Here is a 26,968-nt window from a genome sequence, read left to right as displayed (position 1 = left end):
ACTGGCTTGGCGTTTGGTATAGCGCTTGCAACTTGTCGGTGCGCGAGGGTGGCCGAATGCTCCCTGATGGGGCTGCTTCGGCCTGGCTCAGGATGGCCGGATTCGCACATAACTATTTGATTAACAAGAATTAAGCATCGATTGACGAGTTTCTGGTGGTGCCATTTTGGGGCCGCCTGCCAGCACTCTTCGAGGGCGCGCACAATCGCTTGGCTGCATTGTGGTGCGTGATTTCGGGGTCGTGCCTTCGTTTGGTGCCTTTTCTTCTGCCTCTGGAGTTTTCTCGCCCGATGGAAAACATCAACAGTGCCGTGGCCACGCTGATCCACGGCTCCAATACCCTGTTCATCCTGCTGGGTGCGATCATGGTTCTGGCCATGCATGCCGGCTTCGCCTTTCTCGAAGTGGGGACGGTGCGGCAGAAGAACCAGGTCAACGCGCTCTCCAAGATTCTCTCGGACTTCGCCATCTCGGCCCTGGCCTATTTCTTTATCGGCTACTGGATCGCCTACGGCATCACCTTCCTCGAGCCGGCCGCAGTGCTGACCGAGAACCACGGCTATGGGCTGGTGAAATTCTTCTTCCTGCTGACCTTCGCCGCTGCCATTCCGGCGATCATCTCCGGCGGTATCGCCGAGCGGGCCAAGTTCGGTCCGCAGCTGTGCGCCACGGCGCTGATCGTCGCCTTCGTCTATCCCTTCTTCGAGGGCATGATCTGGAACGGCAACTACGGCCTGCAGGCCTGGCTGGAGGGGAGCTTCGGTGCGGGCTTCCATGACTTCGCCGGGTCGGTGGTGGTCCACGCGGTGGGTGGCTGGCTGGCGTTCGGCGCGGTGACGCTGCTGGGGCGCCGCAATGGCCGCTATCGCGATGGCAAGCTGGTCGCCATGGCGCCGTCGAACATCCCGTTCCTGGCGCTGGGCTCGTGGATCCTGATCATCGGCTGGTTCGGCTTCAACGTGATGAGTGCGCAGACCCTTGAGGGTGTCAGCGGGCTGGTAGCCGTCAACTCGCTGATGGCCATGGTCGGCGGTACCGTCGCGGCGTTGCTGGTCGGGCGCAACGACCCGGGCTTCCTGCACAACGGCCCCCTGGCCGGCCTGGTGGCCGTCTGTGCCGGTTCGGACCTGATGCATCCGGTGGGGGCACTGGTCACGGGGGCCATCGCCGGCGCGCTGTTCGTCTGGGCATTCACCGCGACCCAGGTGAAGTGGAAGATCGACGACGTGCTCGGCGTATGGCCGCTGCATGGCCTGTGCGGGGTGTGGGGCGGCATCGCCTGCGGCATCTTCGGCCTCGAGGCCCTGGGCGGCCTGGGCGGGGTGAGCCTGGCCAGCCAGGTGATCGGTACTGCGCTGGGCGTTGCGGTGGCCCTGGTCGGTGGCTTCCTGGTGTATGGCGTGCTCAAGGCATCCCTGGGTATCCGCCTCAGTCAGGAGGAGGAGTACAACGGTGCCGACCTCTCGATTCACAAGATCGGTGCGGTCAGCCAGGACTGAGCACGGCGCCGCGAGGCGGGGCCGGATCCAGGCAATAAAAAACCGGGCACTTGCCCGGTTTTTTATTGCCTGTGAGATCAGTCGCGGCGGCCTGCGACCTGCTTGCCGTCGACCGTGCCTTCCTTGAGCATGATCTGGTATTCCTTGCCGTCGGTTTCCACCTGGTGCAGGCGCACCAGCAGGTGCCCCCAGTCCTTGGCGAACCACAGCACGGTCTTGCGGCTGCTCTGCGTGGGGTCACGGACGCGCTCGACCTTGATCGCATCGATCAGGCCGGCCTTGGTGCGCACCACTTCCTCGCCGAGCACGCGGAAGTCGTAGGTCTCGATCTCGTCGCCATCGACCACCTGGTAGCTGACGCTCTTCTTGCCGGCGGCGACATCCTGTTGCAGGGCGATCTGGTAGGTCGACTTGTCCAACAGGCCACGATTGAGCGGGAAGGTCACGGCGTCGCCACGGTCATTGCCGATGACTTGTTTCTGCTCCCAGTCGAAGTCCTGCTCGACCTTCTTGCCCTTGCCCAGACCGCTGCGATTCAGGCGGTAGGTCAACGGCATGAGGGTCTGGTTTTCGACCCGGAAGGTGCTTTCCTCGGTCAGGCCGGCGACCAGCATCGAGGCTTCGAAGTTGAGGGTCCAGCGGCCGTCGGCATCCTGCTTGAGGCTGCGTTCGGCGCTGCCGCTGACGGGCAGCTGTTTCCAGTCCGCGGTGTAGCTGGCGGAGAAGGGCAGCAGGTCTTCGGCAAGAGCGGGCAGGCTGAGCAGGGTCAGGGCGAACAGCAGGGCACGACGCATAGAGTCTCCTAGGTTCGGATCAGGTGGCCGCCAGCGGGCAGCGGCTTGCCGTCCAGCATTGCGCCTTGCGCACCAAGACGCAAGCGACCTTCGGCAAACCAGCGAACCGCCAGCGGGTAGATCGCATGTTCCTGCTGGTGCACGCGACGGGCCAGGCTCTCGGCCGTGTCGTCCGGCGCGACCGGCAGCACTGCTTGTACGACCAGAGGGCCACCATCGAGTTCCTCGGTGACGAAGTGCACGCTGCAGCCGTGCTCGGCGTCTCCGGCTTCCAGGGCGCGCTGGTGGGTGTGCAGGCCCTTGTGCCTGGGCAGCAGCGAAGGGTGGATGTTGAGCAGGCGACCGCTGTAGTGGGCGACGAAACCAGGGGTGAGGATGCGCATGAAGCCGGCCAGCACCACCAGCTCGGGCTGGTGGGCGTCGATGGCCTGGATCAGTGCGGCATCGAAGGCTTCGCGGCCATCGAACTGCTTGTGATCGAGCAGCTCGGTGGCGATGCCAGCCTGCCTGGCGCGTTCCAGGCCATAGGCATCGGCGCGGTTGCAGACCACCGCAGCGATGCGAGCCGGGTTGCCGTCGTGGGCGATGCTGTCGATCAACGCCTGCAGATTGCTGCCTGAACCGGAGATCAGGACGACGACATTACAGGGCATCAGTGGCCTTTCAGGTTGTTCAGCTGAACCTGCGCCGCGCCTTCGGCCGCCGCATTGATCTGGCCGATGACCCACGGCTCCTCACCGCTGGCACGCAGGCTGGCCAGGGCGGTTTCGACCTGATCCTGGGCCACGCAGATGACCATGCCGACGCCGCAGTTGAGTACGCGGTGCATTTCGTGCTCGTCGACGTTGCCTTGTTCCTGCAGCCAGTCGAACACCGCCGGGCGCTTCCAGCTGGCCACGTCGATCACGGCCTGGGCGCCTTGCGGCAGCACGCGCGGGATGTTGTCCAGCAGGCCGCCGCCGGTGATGTGGGCCATGGCCTTGACCGCGCCGGTGTCCTTGATCAGCTTGAGCAGCGGCTTGACGTAGATGCGCGTCGGCGCCATCAGCAGGTCGGTCAGCGGCTTGCCGTCCAGTTGCACCTGCTCGATGTCGGCGCCGGAGACTTCGATGATCTTGCGGATCAGCGAGTAGCCGTTGGAGTGCGGGCCGGAGGAGGGCAGCGCGATCAGCGCGTCACCGGTGACCACCCTGGAGCCGTCGATGATCTCGCTCTTTTCCACCACGCCGACGCAGAAGCCGGCCAGGTCGTAGTCCTCGCCTTCGTACATGCCCGGCATCTCGGCGGTTTCACCACCGACCAGGGAGCAGCCAGCCAGCTCGCAGCCGGCACCGATGCCGGTGACCACGGTGGCGGCCACGTCGACGTTGAGCTTGCCGGTGGCGTAGTAATCGAGGAAGAACAGCGGCTCGGCGCCACAGACCACCAGGTCGTTGACGCACATGGCGACCAGGTCCTGACCGATGCTGTCGTGCTTGTTCAGGTTCAGCGCCAGGCGCAGCTTGGTGCCGACACCATCGGTACCGGAGACCAGAACGGGCTGCTTGTAGCCGGCCGGGATCTCGCACAGGGCGCCGAAGCCACCCAGGCCACCCATGACTTCCGGACGGGCGGTGCGCTTGGCCACGCCTTTGATGCGTTCGACCAGGGCTTCACCGGCATCGATGTCGACACCTGCGTCCTTGTAGCTGATGGAGGGTTGCTTGCTCATAGATCCGGGCCTTTGGATGGGGAGTTCGTGTAGGCGCCGACTGGGCGCAGGCTCATGCACAGAGCCCGGCGCGCATAGCGGCTGGCGAAGGCGCGCGATTTTATCAGGCTTGCCCGGTAGCGGCCACTCGCACGCATGCGCTTTGTCGCCGGGCCTGCCTGCGGTTGCCGGGGCACCAGCGGCTGTTTAAGGTATAGGCCTTTGCGCACGCCGGCAGACCGTTGCATGACTGCCTGCGTTGCCATTGCTGCGTCGAAGCCGGCCCGCAATGCTCGTTCACTGTGCGTGAAATCGAGCGTTGCGTGCCGCCATCCCTAGCGAGAGTTCGCCATGCGTCTGTCTGTCCGCCTGATGTTCATCTGTCTCACCTGCCTGGGCCTGCCGGCCATGGCCGCGCCGGTCGCCGAGCTGTACCAGGTCCGTGAGGCGGTTGCCGACCAGCAACCGGAAAACCGCGATGTCGCCATGCAGCAGGCGCTGCAGACCCTGGTCCAGCGTCTGACCGGTGACACCAAGGCGCTGCAGAGCGCTGGACTGGAGGGATTGCGCAAGGACCCGCAGCAGATCGTCAGCCGTTACGGCTACGAAGGCGATGCGCTGGTGGTCGAGTTCGACCCGGCCAGCACCGACCGCGAGTTGCGCAAGGCTGGCCTGGCGCTCTGGGGCAGCAACCGCCCGGCCATCCTGACCTGGTGGCTCAGCGAATCCGTCGGCGGCAGCCAGTTGATCGGCGAGAGCCAGGGGGCGGCAGCGACGCTGCGCGCGGCGGCCCAGCACCGTGGCTTGCCGTTGCGTCTGCCGCTGGCCGATCTCAGTGAGCAACTGGTGGCAACCGGCGAAGCCCTGGCGGCCAATGACCCGCAGGCCTTGCGCGAGGCCTCCGAGCGCTACGCTGCCGACGCCATGCTGGCTGTGCAGGCCACCGAGGCAGGTGGCGCCTGGCAGGCGACCTGGCGCTTGTGGCTGGGCGATGAGCGCGAGCAGGGCAAGGCCGAGGCGGCCGACCAGGCGGCGTTGGCCGATGCCGTGATGCTGGCGGTCAATCAGCGTCTGGCGCCACGTTTTCTGGTCAAGCCAGGCGCGGCGCAAAGCCTGACGGTGGTGATCGAGGGGGCCGACCTTGGCCGCTTCGCTGCGCTGGAACGCCTGCTCGAGCCGTTCGCCGCGCGCCTGGTGGACGTCGACGGGCAGACGCTGACCTACCAGGTCAGCGCCACCGCCGAACAACTGCGTGCACAGCTGGCCCTGGGACACCTGCAGGAAGTGACCGAGCCAGTGGACGCTGGCGAGCCGGTCGCCGAGGCGGACGGGACCGGCAGCGAAGCGCCGCAGGTGAAACCGCGCACCGATCAGCTGCGATTCCGTTGGTAGACTACAGGGCGGGCTGAGTGTGCAGCCCTGTCACGCGGCGCCTGGGCGCCGTTTCGCATCGAGGACGCGAGCATGACCGATTCCACTCGTTGGCTATGGATGGCCGGGCTGTTTCTGCTCGGCTGGCTGCTGTACCTGCTGCACCCGATTCTTTCTCCTTTCCTGATCGGCATCCTGCTGGCCTACCTCGGCGATCCGCTGGTCGATCGCCTGGAGCGTCATCGCCTGTCGCGCACCGGCGGTGTGGTCGTGGTGTTCGCCCTGTTCGCGCTGGTGTTGCTGATCCTGCTGCTGGTCCTGGTACCCATGCTCGGCCGCCAGCTGGTGCGCCTGTATCAGCTGGCGCCGGAGATGCTCGACTGGCTGCAGGGCACGGCGCTGCCCTGGACGCAGTCGCAGCTGGGGCTGCAGGATGTGCTGCAGCTCGATCAGCTCAAGCAGGTGTTCACCGAGAACATCGGCAAGACCACCGACGTGCTCAAGCTGGTGCTGGCCCAGGCGACGTCCTCGAGCCTGGCGTTCCTCGCCTGGCTGGGCAACCTGCTGCTGATTCCGGTGGTGAGCTTCTACCTGATGCGTGACTGGGACCTGCTGGTCGAGCGCATGCGTCGCCTGTTGCCGCGTCAGCGCGAAGGGCTGGTGGTGAAACTGACCAGCGAATGCCATGAGGTACTGGGCGCCTTCCTGCGTGGGCAGCTGCTGGTGATGCTGGCGCTGAGCGTCATCTATGCCTCGGGGCTGATGCTGGTCGGCCTGGAGCTGGGGCTGTTGATCGGCCTGCTGGCCGGCCTGGCGAGCATCGTGCCGTACATGGGCTTCATCGTCGGGATCGGTGCGGCGCTGACCGCCGCGCTGTTCCAGTTCGGCCTCGATCCCTACCCGCTGCTGGGCATCGGCGTGGTGTTCATGATCGGCCAGATGCTCGAAGGGATGGTGCTGACGCCAATGCTGGTGGGGGATCGCATCGGCCTGCACCCGGTGGCGGTGATCTTCGCCATCCTCGCGGGCGGCCAGCTATTTGGCTTCACCGGGGTGCTGCTGGCGCTGCCGGTGGCTGCCGTGATCATGGTTTTGCTGCGTCATGCTCATGATTTATATAAACTTTCCGGTCTTTACGGAGAGTCCAACAGCGGTTCCGATGAACCGCCGAGCCCTGCATGAAACCAATCCAGCTTCCCCTGGGGGTGCGTCTGCGTGACGACGCGACCTTCGCCAACTACTACCCCGGTGCCAATGCGGCGGCGCTGGGCTATGTCGAGCGTCTGTGCGAGGCCGATGCCGGCTGGACGGAGAGCCTGATCTACCTCTGGGGTGGCGAAGGCGTAGGGCGCAGTCACCTGCTCCAGGCGGCCTGCCTGCGTTTCGAGCAGCGCGGCGAGGCGGTGGTCTATCTGCCGCTCGGCGAGGTGGTGCAGCACGGCCCGGAACTGCTCGACAACCTCGAACTGTGCGAGCTGGTCTGCCTCGATGACCTCGATGCGGTGGCCGGGCGCAGCGATTGGGAGGAGGGCCTGTTCCACCTGTTCAACCGCCTGCGCGACAGCGGCCGGCGCCTGTTGCTGGCCGGCACCATGTCGCCGCGCGAGCTGCCGATCCAGCTGCCGGACCTGAAGTCGCGGCTGACCCTGGCCCTGGTCTTCCAGCTGCATGAGCTGTCCGACGAGGACAAGCTGCGCGCCCTGCAGCTGCGTGCCTCGCGGCGCGGCCTGCAGATGAGCGATGACGTCGGTCGCTTCATCCTGACCCGTGGTGAGCGCAGCATGAGTGCGTTGTTCGAGCTGCTGGAACGCCTGGATCAGGCTTCGCTGCAGGCCCAGCGCAAGCTGACCATTCCCTTCCTCAAGGAAACGCTGGGCTGGTAGGGGCTGGCGTGGGTATCTGCCGCAGTCGCTAGCCTTGCTGCTGCGCGACGTCCGCCATGAAGGTGCGAATCGCCTGTGCGCAAGCGTGTGGGCGTGCCTGCAGAATGAAATGCGGCCCGTCCAGGCGGACCTGGCGCAGGTCATCACAATGCGCGGCCAGGCTGCCGCCTGCCCTGGCCGCAACCAGCCGATCCTGTTGTGGCCATAGCTGCAGGGCGGGCACGGCGAGACGCCCTTGCACTGCCCGCAGTCCGGCCAGGCTGCCGAGGCGGGCACGTACCAGCGCTTGATCCAGACTGCGAATTTCCTCCTGTACCCGTCTCAGTACTGCATCCTCGACGTCGCGACCCAGGCCCAGCGCGCGCAGTATCGGCGCGTGCGTGAGCAGTGCCGGTGGCATGGGTATGTGCCTGAGCAGCGCCAGGAATGGGGACGGGCGGGTCAGGAAGGTGGCGGCGAAGATGACGGCGCGCAGGCCTTCGGGTTTTCGCAGCGCCAGGCGAAACGCCAGTGGGCCCGAGAAGGATTCACCCAGCAGTACGAAGGGGGCATGCCCCAGCTCAGCGAGCAACCTGTCGGTCAGGCTGGCGTAATCCTGCGGGCCTTGATCCGGGAGTACGAGCGGCTGGCAGTCGACATCCCGCAGCGCGTCGAGCAGAGAGGCGAAGAGGTTGCTGCTGCCGTTGAGTCCTGGCAGCAGCACCAGACGCATCAGGCGTCTCCTGCCAGCTTGCGGTCGTACTGGAAGCGCCAGCGGGTGTAGAGCAGGGCGCAGCAGAACAGGTTGAAGCTGATCAGCGCCTCCAGCACGCCGAACAGGGCGCGTGCCGGGTCGATGGCGGCGAGCACGCCCTGGATGAAGTACAGGTTGACCACGAAGCAGGCCCAGGCGTGGGCGCGGGCATTGCCTAGGACGATGCCGGGGGCGAGCAGCGCCAGCGGCAGCAGCTGGATGGCCAGGACCACGCCGATGCGTGCGCCGTGCAGGTCGGCGAAGGCCAGGTTCCAGACCAGCAGCAGGAGCAGCAGGGCGACGAAGCTGAACAGGCTGAGCGCGCGGCTGAGCTTCATGCGTGGTTGCAGCCACTCGAGGCTGGGCAGCGGTTTCTTCTCACGGGCCACGATCAGCGCTCCAGTTTGCTGGCGGTCTGGGCCAGACGTTGGCCAAGTGCGCGGCACAGGGCGGTTTCATGTTCGTCCAGTGCCCGCTTGCCATCGCCGCCGGCATGGTGGCTGGGGCCGTAGGGGGTGCCGCCGCCGCGTGTGTTGAGCAGCGCCGACTCGCTGTAGGGCAGGCCGCAGAGCAGCATGCCGTGATGCAGCAGGGGCAGCATCATCGACAGCAGCGTCGTTTCCTGGCCGCCATGCAGGCTGGCGGTGGAGGTGAACACGCCGGCAGGTTTGCCGACCAACTCGCCGGTCAGCCACAGGTTGCTGGTGCCGTCGAGAAAATATTTCAGCGGCGCGGCCATGTTGCCGAAGCGGGTCGGGCTACCCAGGGCCAGGCCCGAGCAGTGCTTGAGGTCATCCAGGGTCGCGTACATCGCGCCGTCCTCGGGCACGTCGGGGGCGACCGCCTCGCATTCGCTGGAAACCGCCGGCACCGTGCGCAGGCGCGCTTCCAGGCCGGCCATCTCCACGCCACGGGCGATCTGTCTGGCCATCTCCGCGGTGGCGCCATGGCGGCTGTAGTAGAGCACCAGGATATAGGGCGAACTCATGCCAGCAGCTCCAGCACCTTCTCCGGCGGACGACCGACCACGGCCTTGTCGCCGGCGACCAGGATCGGACGTTCGATCAGCTTCGGGTGGCTGACCATGGCGTCGATCAGCTGCGCCTCGTCGAGGCTGGCGTCGGCCAGGCCCAGGGCCTTGTACTCGTCTTCGCCGGTGCGCAGCAGGGCACGGGCGCCGATGCCGAGCTTGCCGAGGATGCTCGCGAGCTGTTCGGCAGTAGGCGGCGTTTCCAGGTAGCGCACGACAGTGGGCTGCAGGCCTCGGGCCTCGAGCAGTTCCAGGGCACCGCGCGATTTGGAGCAGCGCGGGTTGTGATAGAGGGTCAGGTCGGTCATGGTGGCTCGCATCCGGCGTGAAGTGGCGGGTATTCTAACCGCCTGGTGCGCGGATGCACGAAAACCACCGGGTGACTCGGGTGCGACCTTTTCTCGCGGCGCACGGTCTGTTCAGGTTTGAAGGCTAAGGAGAGGTCATGCAGCGTCATCTCAGGGACTGGCTGGGGTTCTGGCTGAGTCTGTACCAGCGTTTCATGGAGAACCGTGGGGCGGGTAACGCGGCGGCGCTGACCTACACCACGCTGTTCGCCGTGGTGCCGATGATGACCGTGACCTTCGCCATGCTGTCGGCGATTCCGGCGTTTCAGGGCGTCGGCGAAGAGATTCAGGCGTTCATCTTCCGTAATTTCGTGCCCTCGACCGGCGAGACGGTGCAGGAATACCTGCGCGAGTTCACCACCCAGGCGCGCCAGCTGACCTGGTTCGGCGTCGGGCTGCTGGCAGTGACGGCCTTTCTCATGCTGGTGACCATCGAGAAGACCTTCAACGTGATCTGGCGCGTGCGTCAGCCGCGTCGCGGGATGTCCAGCTTTCTGCTCTACTGGGCGATCCTCAGCCTGGGCCCCTTGCTGCTTGGCGCGGGGTTCGCGGTGAGCACCTATATCGCCTCGCTGGCGCTGATTTCCGGGCCGGATGCCGTGCTGGGAGCCAAGACCCTGCTGGCCTTCGCGCCGCTGCTGTCCAGTATCGCGGCCTTCACCCTGCTCTACGCAGCGGTACCCAACACGCGGGTTCCCTTGCCCCATGCACTGCTCGGCGGGCTGTTCGCCGCGATTCTGTTCGAGGTCGCCAAGGCACTGTTCGGCCTCTATGTCCGCCTGTTCCCCGGGTACCACCTGATCTACGGGGCGTTCGCCACCGTGCCGCTGTTTCTGGTGTGGATCTACCTGTCCTGGCTGATCGTGCTGTTGGGTGCCGAGCTGGTGTACGGCCTGTCGCAGCCTCGCCACTGGCGGCGTGAACCGATCGCCAAGGCGCTGATCCTGCTGGTGATCCTGCGCTTGCTGTTGAAGCGTCAGCAGAAGGGCGAAGCGCTGCACCACGGCGACCTGCAGCGCGCCGGCTGGCGTTTGCCGGAGGATCAGTGGGCCGAGGTGCTGAGCTTTCTCGAACGCGAGCACCTGGCATGCAAGGTCGGTAATGCGGGCTGGGTGCTCTGCCGGGACCTGCACAACTTCACCCTGCATCAGTTGCTGGAACTCAGCCCATGGCCGTTGCCGAACGTCTCGCAGCTGCCCGCTCAGCTCGACGAGCCCTGGTACCCGAGCCTGTGCAAGGGCCTCGAGCACCTGCAGAACGAGCGCGAAGAACAGTTCGGTATCAGCCTGGCGCTCTGGTTACCGGGCAAGGAGTGAGCGCACGCCGTCGCGTAGCGACGGCCCGGAGGGTCACCGCCGGGGATGGCGGGTGACAAAGGATTTCCGGGAGAAATGCTTGACGTCGCGTAGCGACGGCCCGGAGGGTCACCGCCAGGGATGGCAGGTGACAAAGGATTTCCGGGAGAAATGCTTGACGTCGCGTAGCGACGGCCCGGAGGGTCACCGCCAGGGATGGCAGGTGACAAAAAACGTCAGTTTGCGGCGTCACTACTCCGTGCTTTCATCAATGCAGCAGGCGTGACGCCGAGTAACGGCGTGATACACAGGGCTGGCATGTTTCTGGCAACGGCAGTTTCAGTTGCTATCGAACTGCCAGCAGGGCAGGGATCGCTAAGGACGCATGCAGGAATGACTGGCAGAAACAAAGTAATCCATCTCCATCGACGCGACCCGCAGGACGCGCTGGAGCGGCTCAACCGCATCACCGGGCTGCGTTTCGCGCGCTGGCCCGAATCGCTGCTCGAACAGGTCGCCCCCGAGAATCTGCCGCAGACTGCGGAGCCGGCCGTCGAGCAGCCTTCCTCCAATCCGGAGGTTTCCTCCGGCTGAAACGAAAACCCCGCGCAGTGCGCGGGGTTCTGGTCTTGCCGGTTCGCCTCAGGCGAGGGCCTGGCGACTTTCGCTGCTGGCCTGCTCGACGGCTTGCACGAAGAACTCCTCGACCACCAGGCTCTGCGCCGGCACGGCGGAGCGCAGGCGCACCTGCATGTCTTCGACTTTCTGCCGTACCGGCATGCGTGCGATGCCGGACAGCAGGATCTTGCCCTGGGCATTGACCTTGCCGTGGTCGACATTCACTTCGCGGCGCTTGTCACCGTCGCGGTAGCTGACCAGCAGCGATACCGGCAGGTTGGCCAGGCCCGGCAGTTGCAGCCAGGTCGCGACGTTGTATTCGGCCACACGACCCTCGTAGGGCGTGACCACCAGGCGAGCGACGTCGACGATGCGTGAGGGTACGGAGCCGATCAGCTTGTCTTGCGCTTGGGACATGATGCTATTCCAGGCAGGTTGAGACTTCAGTGCCAAGAATTATAAGCAGCCCTCGCGTGACGAAACTGTGCGCTCGACAGACAGGATGCGTGATTGGGATCGCACTTTTGTGTATCAAGCCAGACGCAAAGGATGGCGCGTGACCGACGAGGTTCCCAGGTTGCTTTCGGGCAGCGGCAGGATGGCCTGGTTGTGCACGCTGGCGAGTTGCAGCCAGAGGTGTTCTCCGGTGGCGAACTGGCCGTTGGGCAGCCACAGGCCGTGATGCCATCCGTTGCCAGGGGCCGGGGTGCTCTGCAGCACGCCGGGGTGGGTTTGCGCGTTGGGCGCCCGCCGCAGCCACACCGGACGCGGCAGGCCCTTGAGGTAGCGCAGGCCCAGGTGCAGGCCTTCGGCGTTGAGGTGGCGCCAGCGCACCAGCGCCAGCGTGGGCGTGCCATAGGTGAGCAGCAGCACCAGTTGCCCGACCTGCAGTTGCCCCCCTTCGTTGGCATTGCACAGCAGCCTCGCGCCGCCGGGGCTGGCGTCGAGTATCTGCGCCTCGGTGCGTTGCGGCAGCTTGTCGAGCAGTTGCGCGTGAATGGCCGGCAGCCCGACCACCAGGCTGCACTGGCCGTCGAGCTCGGCACGTTCATGGCGACGTTGCTGGCGCGTCAGCCAATGCTGGCGCACGCGCTCGAGCAGCTGACGTTCCTGGCCGCTCTGCAGCGGGGCAGGCTCGTGCAGGGCGATCAGCAGGGCACCCAGTTCGAAGCGGCGAAGATTCTCCGGCTCGCCCTCGGCCTGCTGTTCGAATGCCAGGCAGGGCTGCGACTCGCTGAGATCGACCAGCGGGCCCTCGGCTTCGTCTTCCTCGTCCCAGGGCAGCAGCCTGGCCAGTGCCGCGAGCGGGGCGAGCGCACTGAACAGGGTCAGGCACTCACCTTCGTCCAGGTGAAAGGGGTTGCTCTGCGCCAACAGCAGCATCTGCTGGTAGAGGCCGCGCAGGGTGCTGGCCGGCTTGGGCTCGAAGGCCGCCGCGACCGGTTCGTCCAGGCACTGCTGGTGCTCGCCGATCCAGTACAGCAGGTGGCTGTCGCGCCACAGGGCCGCGGGCGGTTCCTGATACAGCTGGTAGTGGCGCAGCAGCTGTTGTGCGAGAAAGTGCTGGGCCATGTACAGGCACCAGGCCAGGTGCGGCAGGGATGGCTGGCGGCCTTGCAGGATCTGCAGCAGCAGGCGCTTGAAACCGGTCGCCAGCTCGCCGCACAGGCGTACGAACAGCGCGCTGGGCGGTGGCTGGCGGTTCGCCAGGCCGGCGTAGTGGCGATACTCGTCACTGAAGCTTTGCAGCGCACGTTGCCTTTCCAGTAAGGTCAGGCCGCTGCGATTGAGCGTGAACAGCAGGCCCAGCACTTGCTGCAGGCCGTGTTCCGCTTCGAGCAGGCGCGCGGCGGCGAGTCGTTCGACGATCTCCGCTGGCGATACACTGCTGTCCTCGCGGATGTCCGGTACTTCCAGACGCAGGGCATCCAGCGTCATATCAACCCCGAGAGGACGAGGATCGAGTACATGGGCTTACGGCTCCGGATTGTCGGCAAGGCTGTTCTGGGTATTTGCGCCGGTCTAGTGTTGGCCGGTTGCAGCGAAGATTTCGGACCTGATCAGCATGGACGAAAGGTAACGGCTGACAGCCTGGATGGCCAGTGGCTGGTCATTAATTATTGGGCCGAGTGGTGCGCGCCTTGCCGCACGGAAATTCCCCAGCTCAATGCATTGGCGAAGGCGCTGGAAACGCAGTCGGCGCAAGTCATCGGCGTCAACTTCGATGGTTTGCAGGGCGATGCGCTGAAGCGTGCTGCGGATGGCTTCGACATTCGTTTCACCGTGCTTGCCGAGGACCCGGCAGCGCGTTTCGAACTGCCGCACAACGATGTGCTGCCGGCGACCTACATCGTCGATCCCGAGGGCAGGTTGCGTGAGCGCTTGGTCGGCGAGCAGACCTCGGCGGGGCTGCAGGCGCATCTGCAACGCCTGCGCGAGGAGTGACGCACCGATAAAAAGCACTGCGACGAGCAGTCGCAGTGATAGATAGCATGCTAAGCTTTTGTCGCGGCCGAACCTGCGCCGTGTTCCATGAGCTTGCCCGATGTCCGCACCCCATCTCGTTCGCGGCAGCGCCGGTTACCGGCGCGCCACCCTGGCGCTGTTCTGCGCCGGCTTCGCCACCTTCGCCATGCTCTATTGCGTGCAGCCGCTGCTGCCGCTGCTGGCTGTGCACTTTCGCGTCTCGGCGGCCAGCAGCAGCCTGGCCCTGTCGCTGACCACCCTGAGCCTGGCCTTGTGCCTGCTGGTATCCGGCGCCCTGGCGGAAAGCTGGGGGCGCAAGCCGGTGATGGCTGCTGCACTGGGGCTCGCTGCACTGCTGGGAATGGCCTGTGCGCTGGTGGACGAGTGGAGCAGCCTGCTGTTGTTGCGCGCCCTGCTGGGCCTGGCCCTGAGTGGCCTGCCGGCGCTGGCCATGGCCTATGTCGGCGAGGAGTTCGATCCCGAGGCGCTGCCCGCCGCCATGGGCCTGTACATCGGCGGTACGGCCCTGGGTGGGTTGCTCGGGCGTTTGCTCGCGGGGCTGTTGAGCGACCTTGGCGGCTGGTCCTGGGCCCTGGGCGGCATCGCCTTGCTGGGCCTGCTGGCGCTGCTGCTGTTTCTCTGGCTGCTGCCGCCGTCCCGGCATTTCTCCGCCCAGCCACTGTCGCTGCGCGGGCTGCTGCGCAACTTCATCCTGCACCTGGGCAACCCACGCCTGCGCGTGCTGTTCGCCCTGGCATTCCTGCTGATGGGCGGTTTCGTCGCGCTGTTCAACTACGTGGGCTTTCGCCTCGCCGCCGAGCCGTTCAACCTGTCGGCCACGGTGATCGGCCTGCTGTTCACGGTCTACCTGCTGGGCATCTTCAGTGCCGGCTGGGCAGGGCGGCTGGTGCCGCGCTTCGGTGCGCGTCAGGTGCTGTCCGGGGGCATCGCCCTGATGCTGCTGGGCGTGGCCCTGTGCGTCGGGCCCTGGCTGGGTGCGGTGGTCGTCGGGCTGGCCCTGTTCACCCTGGGCTTCTTCGCCGCGCATGCGGTGGCCAGCGGTCAGGTCGGCGCTCATGCGCAGGGCGCCAAGGCGCAGGCATCGGCGCTCTATCTGTGTGCCTATTACCTGGGCTCCAGTGTGGTTGGCTATGGTGGAGGGTATGTCTGGGAGCATGCCGGCTGGCTGGCATTGCTCGGCGTATTGGCCATGCTGTTCGTGCTGGCGGCTGTCCTGGTGCGACGCCTCTAGGCTGTTTGGCGCTCATTCAGTAGGTGTTCAAGGAAGGTTCAGCGCCTGTTCAGTAGTCTTCCCGCAGGCTTGGCGTCGAGTCGTTGATGGCCGCGCCAAGGCCTGCAACCCTGGCGTGGCGCTTCGCTACCGGCAGCGGTTGTGGCTGTCGCCGACTTTTTCGTTATCTGGCCGGGTATCTGCCCGGCCTTCGCAGTCTTGAGTAGAAGGGAGAAGAACATGAAGTTGCTGGTGGTGGAGGATGAGGCGCTGCTGCGTCACCATCTGTTCACTCGCCTCAGCGAGAACGGGCACGTGGTGGATGCCGTGCGCACGGCTGAAGAGGCGTTGTACCGTGCCGAGTCGTTCAATCATGACCTGGCGCTGGTCGATCTCGGCCTGCCGGGCATGAGCGGTATCGATCTGATTCGGGAGTTGCGCAGCCAGGACAAGCATTTCCCGATCCTGATCCTCACCGCACGCGGCAACTGGCAGGACAAGGTCGAGGGGCTGTCCTGCGGGGCGGACGATTACGTGGTCAAGCCGTTTCAGTTCGAGGAGCTGGAGGCGCGCCTGAATGCCTTGCTGCGTCGCTCGTCGGGGTTCACCAAGTCGACCATCGAGGCCGGTGCGCTGGTACTGGACCTGAACCGCAAGCAGGCGAGCGTCGATGAGCAGTCCCTGCAGCTGACGGCCTACGAGTACCGCATCCTCGAGTACCTCATGCTGCATCACCAGCAGGTGGTGGCCAAGGAACGCCTGATGGAGCAGCTCTATCCGGGTGACGACGAACGCGACCCCAATGTCATCGAGGTGCTGGTGGGGCGTCTGCGGCGCAAGCTGGAGGCGCTGCTGGACGGCAAGCCGATCGAGACGGTGCGTGGGCAGGGCTACATGTTCAACGAGCGCTGCAAGTGAAGCGACTGCGCAGCATCCTGCGCAAGCTGCGCATCCGCCTGGGCTCGCTGCGCCTGCGGCTGATGCTGGCCAGCGCGGCCCTGGCGATGCTGTTCATGCTGTCGCTGATGCCGGTGCTGCAGGGCGTTTTCCTCATGGCCCTGGAGCAGACGGTGGAGAAACGCCTGGCCTCCGATGCGGCGGCGCTGATCTCGGCCGCGCGCATCCACGATGGCGAGCTGCACATGCCGGAGAAGATGCCCGACGAGGAGTTCGACAACCTCGATTCCCATCTGCTGGGGTTCATCTTCGACCGGGACGGCACGCTGCTCTGGCGTTCGCGCTCGTCCATCGACGAGCTGGTGCGCTACCTGCCGCACTATGACGGCCAGGGCCACGAATTCGCGCGTATCCGTGACGACAGTGGCCATGAGTACTTCGTCTACGACATCGAGGTGGACCTGCTGCGCGGCGATGAAACGGCGCTGAGCATCGTCACCATGCAGCCGACGCGTGAATATCAGGTGCTGTTCAACGGCTTCGCCTGGCAGTTGCGCCTGTGGCTGGGCATCGCCCTGCTGGTGCTGCTCGGCTTGCTGTGGTTCGGCCTGACCTGGGGCTTTCGCAGCCTGCGCGGGCTCAGCGATGAACTCGACGGCGTGGAGGCGGGCACGCGCCAGCGCCTGAGCGACGATCACCCGCGCGAGCTGCTGCGCCTGACCAATTCCCTCAACCGTCTGCTCGACAGCGAACGGCGCCAGCGCGAGCGCTATCGCGACTCGCTCGAAGACCTCGCCCATAGCCTGAAAACGCCGCTCAGCGTGCTGCAGGGCATCGGCGAGACCCTGGCCGTTCAGGAGGGCAATCGCGAGCAGGCGCAACTGATGCAGGCGCAGATCGAGCGCATGAGCCAGCAGGTCGGCTACCAGCTGCAGCGTGCGAGCCTGCGGCGCAGCGGCCTGGTGCGCCATCGCGAGCAGATCTGGCCGCTGCTGGAAGGCCTGTGTCGTTCGCTGGACAAGGTCTATCTCGACAAGCAGGTGGAGGCGACGCTGGAGGTGCCCGAGCACAGCCAGGTCACCATGGAACGTGGTGCCCTGATGGAACTGCTCGGCAACCTGCTGGAGAACGCCTATCGGCTGTGCCTGCAGCGGGTGCGGGTGAGCGTGCAGCCGTTGCTCGACGGCTGCCTGATCACCATCGAGGACGATGGCCCCGGCGTGCCGCAGAATCAGCGTGAGCGCGTGCTGCAGCGGGGCGAACGGCTGGATGCGCAGAATCCGGGGCAGGGCATCGGCCTGGCGGTGGTCGAGGACATCATCGAGAGCTACGACGGCGAGCTGAGCCTGGAGGATTCCGAACTGGGCGGCGCCTGTTTCAGGGTGCGCCTGTACGACTGAGGCGCATGCCTCAGTCAGTCCACTGCAGGCTCCACAGCGCTTCCCAGAGATGCCCATCCGGGTCCTGGAAGTAGCCGGCATACCCGCCCCAGAAGGTGGCCTGCGCCGGTTTTACGAGCGTCGCGCCTGCGCCATGAGTGTATCGACCTCTTCCGCGCTGGCCAGATCATGGCCAAGGGTGATGACGCTGATACGGGGTCGCATGGGCGCGCTCCTGTCGTACCGTGGCGGTCAGCCCTCCTGGGCGCGATAGGCGCCAGGGGTCAGCCCGGTCCACTTCTTGAACGCCCGATGGAATGCCGAAGGCTCGGAGAAGCCCAGCTGTTCGGCGATGTCCTGGATGGCCAGTTCGTCGCGGCCCAGGTGATAGATCGCCAGGTCACGGCGCAGGTGGTCCTTGAGTTCCTGGAAACTGGTGCCTTCCTCGCGCAGGTGACGGCGCAGGGTCTGCGGGCTGGTGTGCAACTGGTGAGCGACCTGCTCGAGGTCGGGCCAGGTACGGCAGTCGCGCCCGAGCAGGCGGCGAATCTGGCTGATCAGGCTGTCACCGCCGTCGGGGCGTGCCAGCAGATCGGCCGGGGAGTGCTCGAGAAACTGCTTGAGGGTGCGCTCGTCCTGCAGCAGCGGCATGGCCAGGTAGCGGGCATGGAACAGCAGGCTGGTCTGCCCGGCGGCGAAGCGACGGCTGCAGGGAAACAGCAGTTCGTACTCGGCGACATGTTCCGGCTCGGGGTAGGCGAAGGTGGCTTCCTCGAGGCGGATGCGCTGGCCGATCAGCCAGCTGCCGAGACGGTGCCAGATCACCAGCAGGCTTTCCACCAGAAAGTGATCCGGGTCCCACAGCGTGCTGTCGTCCACGCTCAGCCGCGCCCAGTCGCCCTCGCGCTGCAGGTGGATGCTCGGTGCATCCGGGAACAGGCCATAGAACAGGGCGCCACGGCTCAAGGCCTTCTCCAGGCTGCGGCAATGGATGATGGCGTGGCCCATCATGGCGAAGGTGCCGCGTTTGCTGGGCTGGCGCCCGAAGCCCAGGTACTCGTCGTCCAGTGCCTCCCAGAGCAGCTGCATCAGCCGGGCGAACTGCTCGGGGGCGATGCGTGCACGCGGTTCCACCAGCACCGCCGGCTGGATCCCGGCCTGGCGCAGTAGCGCGTCGCAGGCGAGGCCGCGGCGCCCGGCACCGCGCAGTGCGGCGCGGACGAAGTGGCTGGCGATGGTGCGTTCGCGCATGCTGGCTTTCCAAGGTCGAGGGGCACCGATGGTAGGCGGCTGGCGTTCGCGGCGGCAAGCCAGCCGAGCGATTGGGTCAATTCAGGCTGAGCGCATGGGTCATTGAGGGGGCAGCGGGGCGGCACTTACCCTCTGGTTCATAAAAAACAGCGGAGGACCCGCCCCATGCAGCGCACTCATTTCGACACCGAACACAACCTGTTTCGCGATGCCTTCGCGGCATTTCTGGACAAGGAGGTGGTGCCCCATCAGGAGGCCTGGGAGGAGGCCGGAGTGGTGGATCGCAGCGTGTGGCGCAAGGCGGGCGAGATGGGCTTCCTGCTGCCCTGGGCGGACGAGGAATATGGTGGCACGGGGCTCAAGGACTTCCGCTACGAGCAGATCATGTGCGAGGAGCTGGCGCGCATCAACGAGCCCGGTTTCATGATTCCGCTGCACTCGGCGCTGTGCGGCCCCTACATCGCCGAATACGGCAATGCCGAGCAGAAGGCGCGTCTGCTGCCAGGCATCATCCGTGGCGAGACCATCCTGGCCGTGGCGATGACCGAGCCGGCCGCCGGCTCCGACCTGGCCGGCATGCGCACCACGGCGGTGGACAAGGGCGATCACTGGCTGCTCAACGGCTCCAAGGTGTTCATCTCCAACGGTTACCTGGCCGACGTGGTGATCGTCGCGGCCAAGACCGATCCGGCCAACAAGCACGCCATGGGCCTGTTCCTGGTCGAGCGTGGCATGCCGGGTTTCGAGCGCGGCAAGAAGCTGAAGAAGCTCGGCATGCACAGCCAGGACACCGCCGAACTGTTCTTCAACGAGGTCAAGGTGCCCAAGGAGAATCTGCTCGGTGACGCCAAGGGCGGCTTCTTCTACCTGATGAACATGCTGGCCCAGGAACGCCTGACCAACGCCTGTGGCGCGGTGGCCGGGGCCGAGGCGGCGCTGCAGGCGACCGTCGAGTACGTCAGGGAACGCCAGGCCTTCGGTCGCCCGGTGGCGCACTTTCAGAACACTCGCTTCAAGCTCGCCGAGATGCGCACGCAGATCGACGTGGCGCAGGTGTTCACCGACCGCTGCGTGATGGACCACAACCAGAAGCAGCTCAGCCCCGAAGTGGCTGCCGAGGCCAAGCTGTTCACCACCGAGCTGCTCGGCAAGGTCGTCGACGAGGGTGTACAGCTGCATGGCGGTTGGGGCTACATGTGGGAGTATCCGATCTGCAAGATGTACGCGAACGCGCGCATCCAGCGCATCTTCGCCGGTACGTCGGAGATCATGAAGGAAATCATCAGCCGTGGCATGAAGCTGTAAGGTCGCGCAGGAGCGATCAGCGCATCGGCGTTGCGGGGGCGTATGAACGCTGCCGCCGCGTCGGCCAACCGGTCACTTATCAGGAGACGCCATGAGCGGCCCACTGTCTTCGTTGAAGGTTCTCGACTTCTCCACCCTGTTGCCAGGGCCCTTCGCTTCCTTGCTGCTCGCCGACATGGGCGCAGACGTTCTGCGCGTCGAGTCGCCGACGCGCATGGACCTGGTGCGCGTACTGCCTCCGCACGATGGCGGTACCTCCACCAGCCACGCCTACCTGAACCGCAACAAGCGCAGCATCGCCCTCGACCTCAAGCGCGCGGAGGCGGTCGAGGTAGTCAAGCAGCTGGTGCGTGAATACGACATCGTGCTGGAGCAGTTTCGCCCCGGTGTGATGGACAAGCTGGGCGTCGGCTACGAGGCGCTCAAGGCGATCAACCCGAGGCTGATCTACGTGTCGATCACCGGTTATGGCCAGAGCGGGCCGTATCGTGATCGCGCCGGGCACGACATCAACTACCTCGCACTGGCCGGCATCGCCAGCTATACCGGGCGTGCCGACAGCGGCCCGCTGCCGCTGGGCGTCCAGCTGGCGGACCTGGCCGGCGGCTCGCTGCATGGGGTGATCGGCCTGCTTGCCGCCGTGGTGCAGCGCCAGGTGAGCGGCCAGGGCCAGCAGGTCGACGTGAGCATGACCGATTGTGCCTTCAGCCTGCATGGCATGGCGGGCGCAGGCTACCTGGGCGCCGCTGTGGAGCCGGACATGGAGAATCAGGCGCTCAACGGCGGCAGTTTCTATGACTACTACCGCACGCGCGACGGCCGCTGGTTCTCGGTCGGCAGCCTGGAGCCACAGTTCATGCAGCAGTTCTGCGCCGCCATCGGTCGTCCCGAGCTGGCGGCACGCGGGCTTTCGCCCAAGGCTGACGACCAGCGTGCGCTCAAGCGCGAGATCGAGATCGAGATCGAGAAGCGCGACTTCGCCGAATGGAGCGAGGTATTCGCCGCGCTGGATGCCTGCGTCGAGCCCATGCTGCCCCTCTCCGAGGCGGTGGCGCATCCGCAGATCAGGTCCCGTGAGCTGGTGGTCGAGGTGCCGCGCGAGGGGCTGCCGGCGCAGGCGCAACTGGCCTGCCCGCTGAAATTCTCCGACGGCCTGGCGCCACCCCGGCATGTCGGCGCGGCAGTCGGCGCGCACACCGAGCAGGTGCTGCAGGAGCTGGGTTACGACGCCGAACGGATCGCCGCGCTGCGCGAGGCGCGCGTGTTCGGTTGAGTCGCGCTGGGCGGTTGCGCGTGCGGAGGCGCTCTGCTTACTCCTGGCGCTGCTCACCGCTGAAGGTCAGCGTCACCTTGCAGCGCCTGCAATAGTAGCGGCGGCCCTTGGCGACCAGGGCATGACGTTGTGCCGAGAAGGGGAACTCGCCGTCCGTGCAGCCGCAGCGGTAGATGAAGCGATTGACCTTGCGGCGCTCGACCTCGTAGCTGTGGCAGCGATGCGGCGGCAGCTCGTAGACGCCCCGCATGATCAGCTGCCACTCCTCGCCATGCGGCTGGATGCGTGGGCCGAACAGCTGGTGGGCGATCATGTGGGCGACTTCGTGAGGCACCGTTTGGCGCAGGAAGTCCTCATGGTTGTCCCGGTACAGCTGCAGGTTGAAGCGCAGCTTGTTCTCCGTCAGGTGGGCGACGCCCGCCTTCTGCCCGCGCAGCTTGAAACTGATCTGCGGGCGGGGGAAAGGTTGCTTGAAGAAGGCCTCGGCCTGTTGGTAACAGGCTTCGACACGGGCATGGATCTGTTCGGGCATGGCAGGTAGCGGCTGCGGTTCGACGGGGGATTATGCCGCAAGCGCCAGGGATACGGCGAAGTTGCCCGGACCTGCGGACCAGGTGCCGCCTTCCGGGCCGACGAATGGTGGCCCAGATGCAAGAAGGGCCGACATCGCTGCCGGCCCTTGCTGTCGAAGCGCTTCCGCGCTAGCTGGTGTAGACCGGGCCGACGCCCATGCCCCAGAGGATCACCGAACTGGCGATCATCGCCACCAGTACCACCAGACCGACCGCCAACACCGAGCTGGAGAACATGAAGCCTTCGTCCTCGGGGATGCTCATGAAGGTCGGTATGCCGACGTAGAGCAGGTAGACCGTGTAGCAGATGGCGATCGTACCCACGACCATGCCCAGCCACAGGTGCGGGTACAGGGCCGCCAGGCCGCCGATGAATAGCGGGGTCGCGGTATAGGCGGCGAAGACGATGCATTGGGTCAGGCTGGGATTGGCATCGTAGGTGCGCGCCATCCAGTGGATGAAGGCGCCCATTACCGCGACGCCGGCGAGCATGGCCAGGTAGGACATGATGGTCATCACCATCGCACTGCCTTCGGTGAGCATCACCGGCGCTCGATCACCGATGGCCCAGCCGACCTGGGTGGTGCCGATGTAGGCTGAGATCGCGGGGATGGCCGCGAGGATCAGCACGTGGGTCAGGTACATGTGGCTGATGGATTCTTCCTCGCCACGGATTTCTTGCCATTCTTGGTCGGGATGGGTGAAGAGCCCCCAAACGTGGTGGATCATGCCAGACACCTCCTCATTCTTATGACGGTCGCCCCCCGCGGACGCCCGGCGCGCATGGGCAGCGCCACCGGGTGACCAAGCCGAATCAATGCGACCTTATGTCGCAGTATAGGCAGGGGCTGGAGCAGGCGTGGTGCCTGGCTTTAGAGCAAATCGCTCTCTCTGGGTCAGCGGTAATAGCGCTCTAGAATTTCCATCGCCAGGTTGATCGACTGCAACCGCTCTGTGCTGCCGCCTCGGTCGGGGTGGTGCTGGCTGACCATCTGCCGATAGCGTTGCTTGATCCGTGGCAGGTCGAGGGCCCGCTCGTCGTCCAGTTCGAACAGCTCCAGCGCGGCCTGCTTCTCGTCGCCACCCTGCATGCGCGTCCAGAAGCTGGTCAGCAGGCGTTCGACGTCGCGCTCGTCGGTATCGCGCAGCTGGCTCATGTCGAGGTAGTAGTCACGCAGCTCGTCACGCTCGCTCAGCGCAGCGGCGCCGGGCTCGTACGGCAGCAGGCGAATGCACAACGGGCTGATCTGCAGCAGGTGGCTGCCCTGCTGCCAGAGCCGTTCGCGCAGGCGATACAGGGCGTTGAACAGCAGGAAATGGGTGCGGAACAGCACCAGCTTGTCGGCAAGCGGCAGGTTGGGGATATGGCCGCTGTGGCGCTCTTTCAGTTGCTGGATCAGCGCGTACTCGGCAAGCCCCTCGGGAGCGGCCTGCAGCAATTGCAGCACCTGTTCGGCGAGGTCCTGAGTGGGGTCTAGGTCGTCATTCATCGGCCGAGCCTAGCATTTCGTTGCCGGTGGGGTAGGGGCGAGACGCCATTGTGCGTAAAATGTCGCGCTTTCGTTCCCACCCCCTCGGATTTCGACGCACCATGGGCACCCTTTCGGTCAACCAGAACAAACTGCAGAAGCGCATTCGCCGCCTGGCCGGCGAGGCCATCACCGATTTCAACATGATCGAGGATGGCGACAAGGTGATGGTCTGCCTGTCCGGCGGCAAGGACAGCTACACCATGCTCGACGTGCTGCTGTACCTGCAGAAGGTGGCGCCGATCAAGTTCGAGATCGTCGCGGTGAACATGGACCAGAAGCAGCCCGGTTTCCCCGAGCACGTGCTGCCGGCCTATCTGGAATCCATCGGTGTGCAGTACCACATCATCGAGAAGGACACCTACTCGGTGGTCAAGGAGAAGATTCCCGAGGGCAAGACCACCTGCTCGCTGTGCTCGCGCCTGCGTCGCGGCACGCTGTACACCTACGCCGACGAGATCGGTGCGACCAAGATGGCGCTGGGGCACCACCGCGACGACATCCTGGAAACCTTCTTCCTCAATATGTTCTACGGCGGCACGCTCAAGGCCATGCCGCCCAAACTGCTCTCCGACGACGGCCGCAACGTGGTGATCCGCCCGCTGGCCTACTGCGCCGAGGCGGACATCGAGGCCTATAGCCAGCTCAAGGAATTCCCCATCATCCCGTGCAACCTGTGCGGTTCGCAGGAGAACCTGCAGCGCCAGGTGGTCAAGGAGATGCTGCAGGAGTGGGAGCGCAAGAGCCCCGGCCGTGTCGAGATCATGTTCCGCGCCCTGCAGAACGTGCACCCGTCGCAACTGGCCGACCGCAACCTGTTCGACTTCAGGAGCCTGAAGATCGACGACAGCGCCACCCCGCGCTTTCTCGATGTGATGAGCCTGTAGCCGGCGTAGGGTGGATCACGCTTCACCGATCCACCGTGCAGGGGCGTTGGTGGATGTAAAAAGCGACATCCACCCTACGGGTCGACGGCAGCGCCATGCTGCGTTTTCCCGACGTGTGAGCCTGTAATCGGGGTAGGGTGGATCACGCTTCACCGATCCACCGTGCCGGGGCATTGGTGGATGTAAAAAGCGACATCCACCCTACGGGTCGACGGCAGCGCCGTGCCGCGTTTTCTTGACCTGATAAGTCCGTAACCGGGGTAGGGTGGATCACGCTTCACCGATCCACCGTGCTGGGGCCATCGGTGGATGCAGGAACCGACATCCACCCCGCGCCGCATGGGTGCTTGCCAGGCCGCCAGGGCCTGGAGTAAGGTTCAGCCATCGTTCTGGAGAATTCCATGTCTGTCAGCCACAACCTCCTGTCCATGCTGCAAGCCGGTGCCTCTCGCGCCGCGCTGGCTCGTGCGCAGGCGCTCGTGGCGGCGGCGTATTATTTCTTTGGGTATTGGTTTAGCTACAGGCGCGCCTGATACCCCACAGGCGGCCTAGCAGAACAGGGTCGCCACCAGAGACGTTTTCCAGAAAACCCCCGGTCGGCAACCCGACCGGGGGTTTTGTTTTTTCGGTCGAGAAAGACCACGTATCGAGGACATGCAGATGAACCGTTATTACCGCAACTACCGCTACGACTGGCGATTTAGCAGCGTTACCGCCGCCCTGACACCTTTGCAACGAACACTCAGCTAGCGCCGCCGCGGCACCGACCGCGCCGGCCAAGGAACCGCCAGATCATGAACGCATCCGTCTCCGCTCAACTCGCTTCCCACGCCACCTCCATCGTCCGTCGCAGCGCCCAGCCGCTGCCCAGCCCCGCCGTCCTGCGCCAGCGCCTGCCGTTGCCCAGTCTGCTTGCCGAACGCATCTGCGCCGACCGTGCCGCCATCCGTGCCGTGCTCGATGGCGAGGATTCGCGTCTGCTCGTCGTCGTCGGCCCGTGCTCCCTGCATGACCCGGTCTCGGCTCTCGAATATGCCGAGCGCCTGGCCGAACTCGCGCCCCAGGTCGATGACCAGCTGTTGCTGGTGATGCGCGCCTACGTGGAGAAGCCGCGTACCACCGTGGGCTGGAAGGGCCTGCTGTACGACCCGCATCTCGACGGAAGTGGCGACATGGCCGAGGGGCTGCGCCAGTCGCGGCAACTGATGCTGGATATCCTGGCGCGCGGCCTGCCATTGGCGACCGAGTTGCTGCAACCGCTGGCCGCCGGCTACTTCGATGACCTGCTCGGCTGGGCGGCGATTGGCGCACGCACCAGCGAATCGCAGGTGCACCGCGAGATGGTCAGCGGCCTGGACCTGCCGGTCGGCTTCAAGAACGGCACCGATGGCAGCGTCGGCATCGCCTGCGACGCCATGCGTTCGGCTGCGCACCCGCACCAGCACTTCGGTATCGATGAGCTTGGCCACCCGGCGCTGCTGCACACCGCCGGCAACCCCGATACCCACCTGGTGCTGCGCGGTGGCCACGGTGCGCCCAACCACGATGCCGCCAGCGTCGCCGCCGCGCGCGATACCCTGCAGCGTCAGGGCATCGCGCCGCGCATCATGGTCGATTGCAGCCATGCCAACAGCGGCAAGGACCCGCTGCGTCAGCCGGCGGTGCTGGACAGCGTGATCGACCAGCGCCTGGCTGGCGACCTAAGCCTGCGCGGGGTGATGCTGGAGAGCCACCTGTTCGACGGCTGCCAGGCGCTTTCCGGCGAGCTGCGCTACGGTGTCTCGATCACCGATGGCTGCCTGGGCTGGAGCGCGACCGAGGCTGCACTGCGCCAGGCGGCCGAACGCCTGCGCTAGGGGCGCCCGGCGATCCGCGAGCGGCAGTGCCTTCGGGCGGGGCTTGAGTGTTCGGCGAACTGCGGGCAGGCTTCGTCACTGGTTTCAGCAAGGATTGGATTCATGCGTGATTACAAGTGGCTGCACGCGTTCTGCCTCAATCGCTTCGGTTCGGAGAAGGCGCTGCAGGCGATGCTGCCGCAGCCGCGCAGCGAGGCCGAGCTGCGCGCATTGAGCGATGACCGCTACCTGTCGTTGATCAGCCTGCGCATCTTCCGTGCAGGGCTCAAGCACAGCCTGGTGGACGCCAAGTGGCCGGCGTTCGAGGAGGTGTTCTTCGGTTTCGACCCGGAGAAGGTGGTGCTGATGGGCGGCGAGCGCCTGGAGAACCTGATGCAGGACGCGCGTCTGATTCGCCATCTGGGCAAGTTGAAGAGTGTGCCGCGCAACGCCCAGTTCATCCTCGATGTCCGTCGCGAGAAAGGCAGCTTCGGTGCCCTCGTCGCGGACTGGCCGGCAAGCGATATCGTCGGTCTGTGGAAGTACCTGGCCAAGCACGGCAGCCAGTTGGGCGGGCTGTCCGCGCCGCGCTTCCTGCGCATGGTGGGCAAGGATACCTTCGTGCCCACCGATGACATGGTGGCGGCGCTCAAGGCCCAGGGCATCATCGACAAGGCGCCGACCAGCCAGAAGGATCTGGCCGCCGTGCAGGCGGCCTTCAACCAATGGCACGCCGAGAGCGGCCGGCCACTGTGTCAGCTATCGGTCATGCTGGCGCATACGGTCAATCACTGAAGTCGTCGTTCAGCGCATCCAGCCACTCTTTCGGCACGTCGCGCTTCATCGCCAGCTGGCACTGCTGGCTGTCGGGATCGAACACGATCACTGCCTCGCCCTTGTCCAGGGCGCGGCGCACGCGCTGGACGCGGGTCTCCAGCGGGGTTTCGTCACCGTTGTCGGTACCGTCGCGGGTGACGAAGTCTTCGATCAGGGCGGTGAGAGTGTCGGCTTGCAGCAGGTGGGCGGGAATCAGCACAGCGAACGGGCTCCAGTGGCAGGCGCCCATGATAGAGGCAGAGCGCC

The 26,968-nt window shown here is 65.5% G+C and carries 30 protein-coding genes and 1 pseudogene; 16 read left to right on the top strand and 15 right to left on the bottom strand.

The genetic code is table 11. The features are described from left to right. Positions 1-290 precede the first annotated feature (290 nt). Positions 291-1,499 carry an ammonium transporter gene (locus EWH21_RS16970; protein WP_277698898.1) on the top strand — a complete coding sequence of 403 codons (1,209 nt, stop codon included), beginning with the start codon at positions 291-293 and terminating at the stop codon, positions 1,497-1,499. Between the two features lie 77 nt (positions 1,500-1,576). On the opposite strand, the gene EWH21_RS16965 is transcribed toward EWH21_RS16970, so the two are convergent. The 3 genes from EWH21_RS16965 to purM are packed head-to-tail and all read right to left on the bottom strand — an operon-like array spanning position 1,577 to position 4,004. Next, a complete protein-coding gene (locus EWH21_RS16965; RefSeq protein ID WP_277698897.1) occupies positions 1,577-2,293 on the bottom strand; it encodes a DUF3108 domain-containing protein in 717 nt (238 codons plus the stop codon). A gap of 8 nt (positions 2,294-2,301) precedes the next feature. Continuing rightward, positions 2,302-2,946, bottom strand: coding sequence for a phosphoribosylglycinamide formyltransferase (gene purN, locus EWH21_RS16960; RefSeq protein ID WP_037053209.1), 645 nt, complete (start codon positions 2,944-2,946; stop codon positions 2,302-2,304). Beyond that, complete coding sequence (gene purM / locus EWH21_RS16955; RefSeq protein WP_037053207.1) at positions 2,946-4,004, bottom strand: phosphoribosylformylglycinamidine cyclo-ligase; 1,059 nt, start codon at positions 4,002-4,004, stop codon at positions 2,946-2,948. Before purM ends, purN begins: the two co-directional genes overlap by 1 nt. Before the next feature lie 330 nt (positions 4,005-4,334). Between purM and EWH21_RS16950 the strand changes: the two genes are divergently transcribed. The 3 genes from EWH21_RS16950 (at position 4,335) to hda (ending at position 7,237) form a co-directional block, all read left to right on the top strand. Then, positions 4,335-5,375: a DUF2066 domain-containing protein gene (locus tag EWH21_RS16950; protein ID WP_277698896.1), complete on the top strand. Its 1,041-nt coding sequence runs from the start codon at positions 4,335-4,337 to the stop codon at positions 5,373-5,375. 72 nt (positions 5,376-5,447) lie between these two features. Continuing rightward, positions 5,448-6,536, top strand: a complete 1,089-nt coding sequence (locus EWH21_RS16945; protein ID WP_277698895.1) for an AI-2E family transporter — start codon at positions 5,448-5,450, stop codon at positions 6,534-6,536. Further along, complete coding sequence (hda, locus tag EWH21_RS16940) at positions 6,533-7,237, top strand: DnaA regulatory inactivator Hda (RefSeq protein WP_037053203.1); 705 nt, start codon at positions 6,533-6,535, stop codon at positions 7,235-7,237. Before EWH21_RS16945 ends, hda begins: the two co-directional genes overlap by 4 nt. Positions 7,238-7,265: 28 nt before the next feature. Here hda and EWH21_RS16935 read toward each other — a convergent pair whose 3' ends face one another. The 4 genes from EWH21_RS16935 to arsC are packed head-to-tail and all read right to left on the bottom strand — an operon-like array spanning position 7,266 to position 9,308. Then, positions 7,266-7,949, bottom strand: a complete 684-nt coding sequence (locus tag EWH21_RS16935) for an alpha/beta hydrolase (protein ID WP_277698894.1) — start codon at positions 7,947-7,949, stop codon at positions 7,266-7,268. Next, positions 7,949-8,359 (bottom strand): DUF2069 domain-containing protein, encoded by a 411-nt coding sequence (locus tag EWH21_RS16930; RefSeq protein ID WP_037053201.1) that lies wholly within the window; start codon positions 8,357-8,359, stop codon positions 7,949-7,951. Before EWH21_RS16930 ends, EWH21_RS16935 begins: the two co-directional genes overlap by 1 nt. 2 nt (positions 8,360-8,361) lie before the next feature. After that, positions 8,362-8,958: an NAD(P)H:quinone oxidoreductase gene (wrbA, locus tag EWH21_RS16925; protein ID WP_277698893.1), complete on the bottom strand. Its 597-nt coding sequence runs from the start codon at positions 8,956-8,958 to the stop codon at positions 8,362-8,364. Continuing rightward, positions 8,955-9,308: an arsenate reductase (glutaredoxin) gene (arsC, locus tag EWH21_RS16920; RefSeq protein WP_037053199.1), complete on the bottom strand. Its 354-nt coding sequence runs from the start codon at positions 9,306-9,308 to the stop codon at positions 8,955-8,957. The genes wrbA and arsC overlap by 4 nt, the downstream gene beginning before the upstream one ends. 137 nt (positions 9,309-9,445) lie before the next feature. Between arsC and EWH21_RS16915 the strand changes: the two genes are divergently transcribed. Continuing rightward, a complete protein-coding gene (locus EWH21_RS16915) occupies positions 9,446-10,663 on the top strand; it encodes a YihY family inner membrane protein (protein WP_277698892.1) in 1,218 nt (405 codons plus the stop codon). 372 nt (positions 10,664-11,035) lie between these two features. Continuing rightward, positions 11,036-11,236: a hypothetical protein gene (locus EWH21_RS16910; RefSeq protein WP_277700629.1), complete on the top strand. Its 201-nt coding sequence runs from the start codon at positions 11,036-11,038 to the stop codon at positions 11,234-11,236. 48 nt (positions 11,237-11,284) lie between these two features. On the opposite strand, the gene EWH21_RS16905 is transcribed toward EWH21_RS16910, so the two are convergent. Beyond that, on the bottom strand, positions 11,285-11,677 hold the full coding sequence (locus EWH21_RS16905) for a hypothetical protein (protein WP_037053193.1): 393 nt from the start codon (positions 11,675-11,677) through the stop codon (positions 11,285-11,287). Between the two features lie 114 nt (positions 11,678-11,791). Further along, on the bottom strand, positions 11,792-13,198 hold the full coding sequence (locus tag EWH21_RS16900; RefSeq protein WP_037053192.1) for a hypothetical protein: 1,407 nt from the start codon (positions 13,196-13,198) through the stop codon (positions 11,792-11,794). A gap of 30 nt (positions 13,199-13,228) precedes the next feature. Here EWH21_RS16900 and EWH21_RS16895 point away from each other — a divergent pair, with 30 nt between their 5' ends. From EWH21_RS16895 to EWH21_RS16880, 4 genes are all read left to right on the top strand, one after another. After that, positions 13,229-13,705, top strand: a complete 477-nt coding sequence (locus tag EWH21_RS16895; protein ID WP_167494311.1) for a TlpA disulfide reductase family protein — start codon at positions 13,229-13,231, stop codon at positions 13,703-13,705. 100 nt (positions 13,706-13,805) lie between these two features. Continuing rightward, on the top strand, positions 13,806-14,978 hold the full coding sequence (locus EWH21_RS16890; RefSeq protein WP_277698891.1) for an MFS transporter: 1,173 nt from the start codon (positions 13,806-13,808) through the stop codon (positions 14,976-14,978). A 219-nt stretch (positions 14,979-15,197) separates the two neighbouring features. Further along, positions 15,198-15,875 carry a response regulator transcription factor gene (locus EWH21_RS16885; protein WP_047590736.1) on the top strand — a complete coding sequence of 226 codons (678 nt, stop codon included), beginning with the start codon at positions 15,198-15,200 and terminating at the stop codon, positions 15,873-15,875. Beyond that, positions 15,872-17,254 carry an ATP-binding protein gene (locus EWH21_RS16880; protein WP_037053187.1) on the top strand — a complete coding sequence of 461 codons (1,383 nt, stop codon included), beginning with the start codon at positions 15,872-15,874 and terminating at the stop codon, positions 17,252-17,254. The genes EWH21_RS16885 and EWH21_RS16880 overlap by 4 nt, the downstream gene beginning before the upstream one ends. 10 nt (positions 17,255-17,264) lie before the next feature. Here EWH21_RS16880 and EWH21_RS24005 read toward each other — a convergent pair. Both EWH21_RS24005 and EWH21_RS16875 read right to left on the bottom strand, forming a co-directional pair. Beyond that, positions 17,265-17,343 (bottom strand): annotated as a pseudogene (locus EWH21_RS24005) (VOC family protein); the annotation flags it as partial. A gap of 142 nt (positions 17,344-17,485) precedes the next feature. Next, positions 17,486-18,484 carry an AraC family transcriptional regulator gene (locus tag EWH21_RS16875; protein ID WP_037053181.1) on the bottom strand — a complete coding sequence of 333 codons (999 nt, stop codon included), beginning with the start codon at positions 18,482-18,484 and terminating at the stop codon, positions 17,486-17,488. Between the two features lie 165 nt (positions 18,485-18,649). On the opposite strand from EWH21_RS16875, the gene EWH21_RS16870 reads away from it, so the two are divergent. After that, complete coding sequence (locus EWH21_RS16870; RefSeq protein WP_047590734.1) at positions 18,650-19,789, top strand: acyl-CoA dehydrogenase family protein; 1,140 nt, start codon at positions 18,650-18,652, stop codon at positions 19,787-19,789. Between the two features lie 91 nt (positions 19,790-19,880). Further along, positions 19,881-21,062: a CaiB/BaiF CoA-transferase family protein gene (locus tag EWH21_RS16865; protein WP_277698890.1), complete on the top strand. Its 1,182-nt coding sequence runs from the start codon at positions 19,881-19,883 to the stop codon at positions 21,060-21,062. Positions 21,063-21,099: 37 nt separating this feature from the next. Here the strand turns inward: EWH21_RS16865 and EWH21_RS16860 are convergent, their stop codons facing one another. The 3 genes from EWH21_RS16860 to EWH21_RS16850 form a co-directional block, all read right to left on the bottom strand. Further along, positions 21,100-21,594: a SprT family zinc-dependent metalloprotease gene (locus EWH21_RS16860; RefSeq protein ID WP_179554608.1), complete on the bottom strand. Its 495-nt coding sequence runs from the start codon at positions 21,592-21,594 to the stop codon at positions 21,100-21,102. 169 nt (positions 21,595-21,763) lie between these two features. Beyond that, positions 21,764-22,363 carry a Yip1 family protein gene (locus EWH21_RS16855; protein ID WP_037053175.1) on the bottom strand — a complete coding sequence of 200 codons (600 nt, stop codon included), beginning with the start codon at positions 22,361-22,363 and terminating at the stop codon, positions 21,764-21,766. Between the two features lie 167 nt (positions 22,364-22,530). After that, positions 22,531-23,124: a DNA-J related domain-containing protein gene (locus EWH21_RS16850; RefSeq protein ID WP_047590731.1), complete on the bottom strand. Its 594-nt coding sequence runs from the start codon at positions 23,122-23,124 to the stop codon at positions 22,531-22,533. Positions 23,125-23,225: 101 nt separating this feature from the next. Here EWH21_RS16850 and ttcA point away from each other — a divergent pair, with 101 nt between their 5' ends. From ttcA to EWH21_RS16830, 4 genes are all read left to right on the top strand, one after another. Further along, entirely contained in the window at positions 23,226-24,050 is an 825-nt protein-coding gene (ttcA, locus tag EWH21_RS16845) for a tRNA 2-thiocytidine(32) synthetase TtcA (protein ID WP_037053173.1), read from the top strand. 401 nt (positions 24,051-24,451) lie between these two features. Further along, complete coding sequence (locus EWH21_RS16840) at positions 24,452-24,583, top strand: hypothetical protein (RefSeq protein WP_277698889.1); 132 nt, start codon at positions 24,452-24,454, stop codon at positions 24,581-24,583. Positions 24,584-24,844: 261 nt separating this feature from the next. Then, the gene (locus tag EWH21_RS16835) at positions 24,845-25,906 is read left to right on the top strand and encodes a 3-deoxy-7-phosphoheptulonate synthase (protein WP_277698888.1); all 1,062 of its coding nucleotides are present in this window, start codon (positions 24,845-24,847) and stop codon (positions 25,904-25,906) included. A 102-nt stretch (positions 25,907-26,008) separates the two neighbouring features. Continuing rightward, positions 26,009-26,680, top strand: coding sequence for a DNA-3-methyladenine glycosylase I (locus EWH21_RS16830; protein WP_150605767.1), 672 nt, complete (start codon positions 26,009-26,011; stop codon positions 26,678-26,680). Here the strand turns inward: EWH21_RS16830 and EWH21_RS16825 are convergent. Next, complete coding sequence (locus EWH21_RS16825; protein WP_037053170.1) at positions 26,670-26,921, bottom strand: YheU family protein; 252 nt, start codon at positions 26,919-26,921, stop codon at positions 26,670-26,672. The two genes, EWH21_RS16830 and EWH21_RS16825, sit on opposite strands and share 11 nt — an antisense overlap. Positions 26,922-26,968: the final 47 nt, after the last annotated feature.

The organism is Pseudomonas sp. REST10, from assembly GCF_029542605.1.
GTDB classification, from domain to species: Bacteria; Pseudomonadota; Gammaproteobacteria; order Pseudomonadales; family Pseudomonadaceae; genus Aquipseudomonas; species Aquipseudomonas khazarica.
The sequence above is the reverse complement of the archived record's forward strand: the minus strand, read 5'-3'. Positions and strand labels throughout refer to the sequence as shown.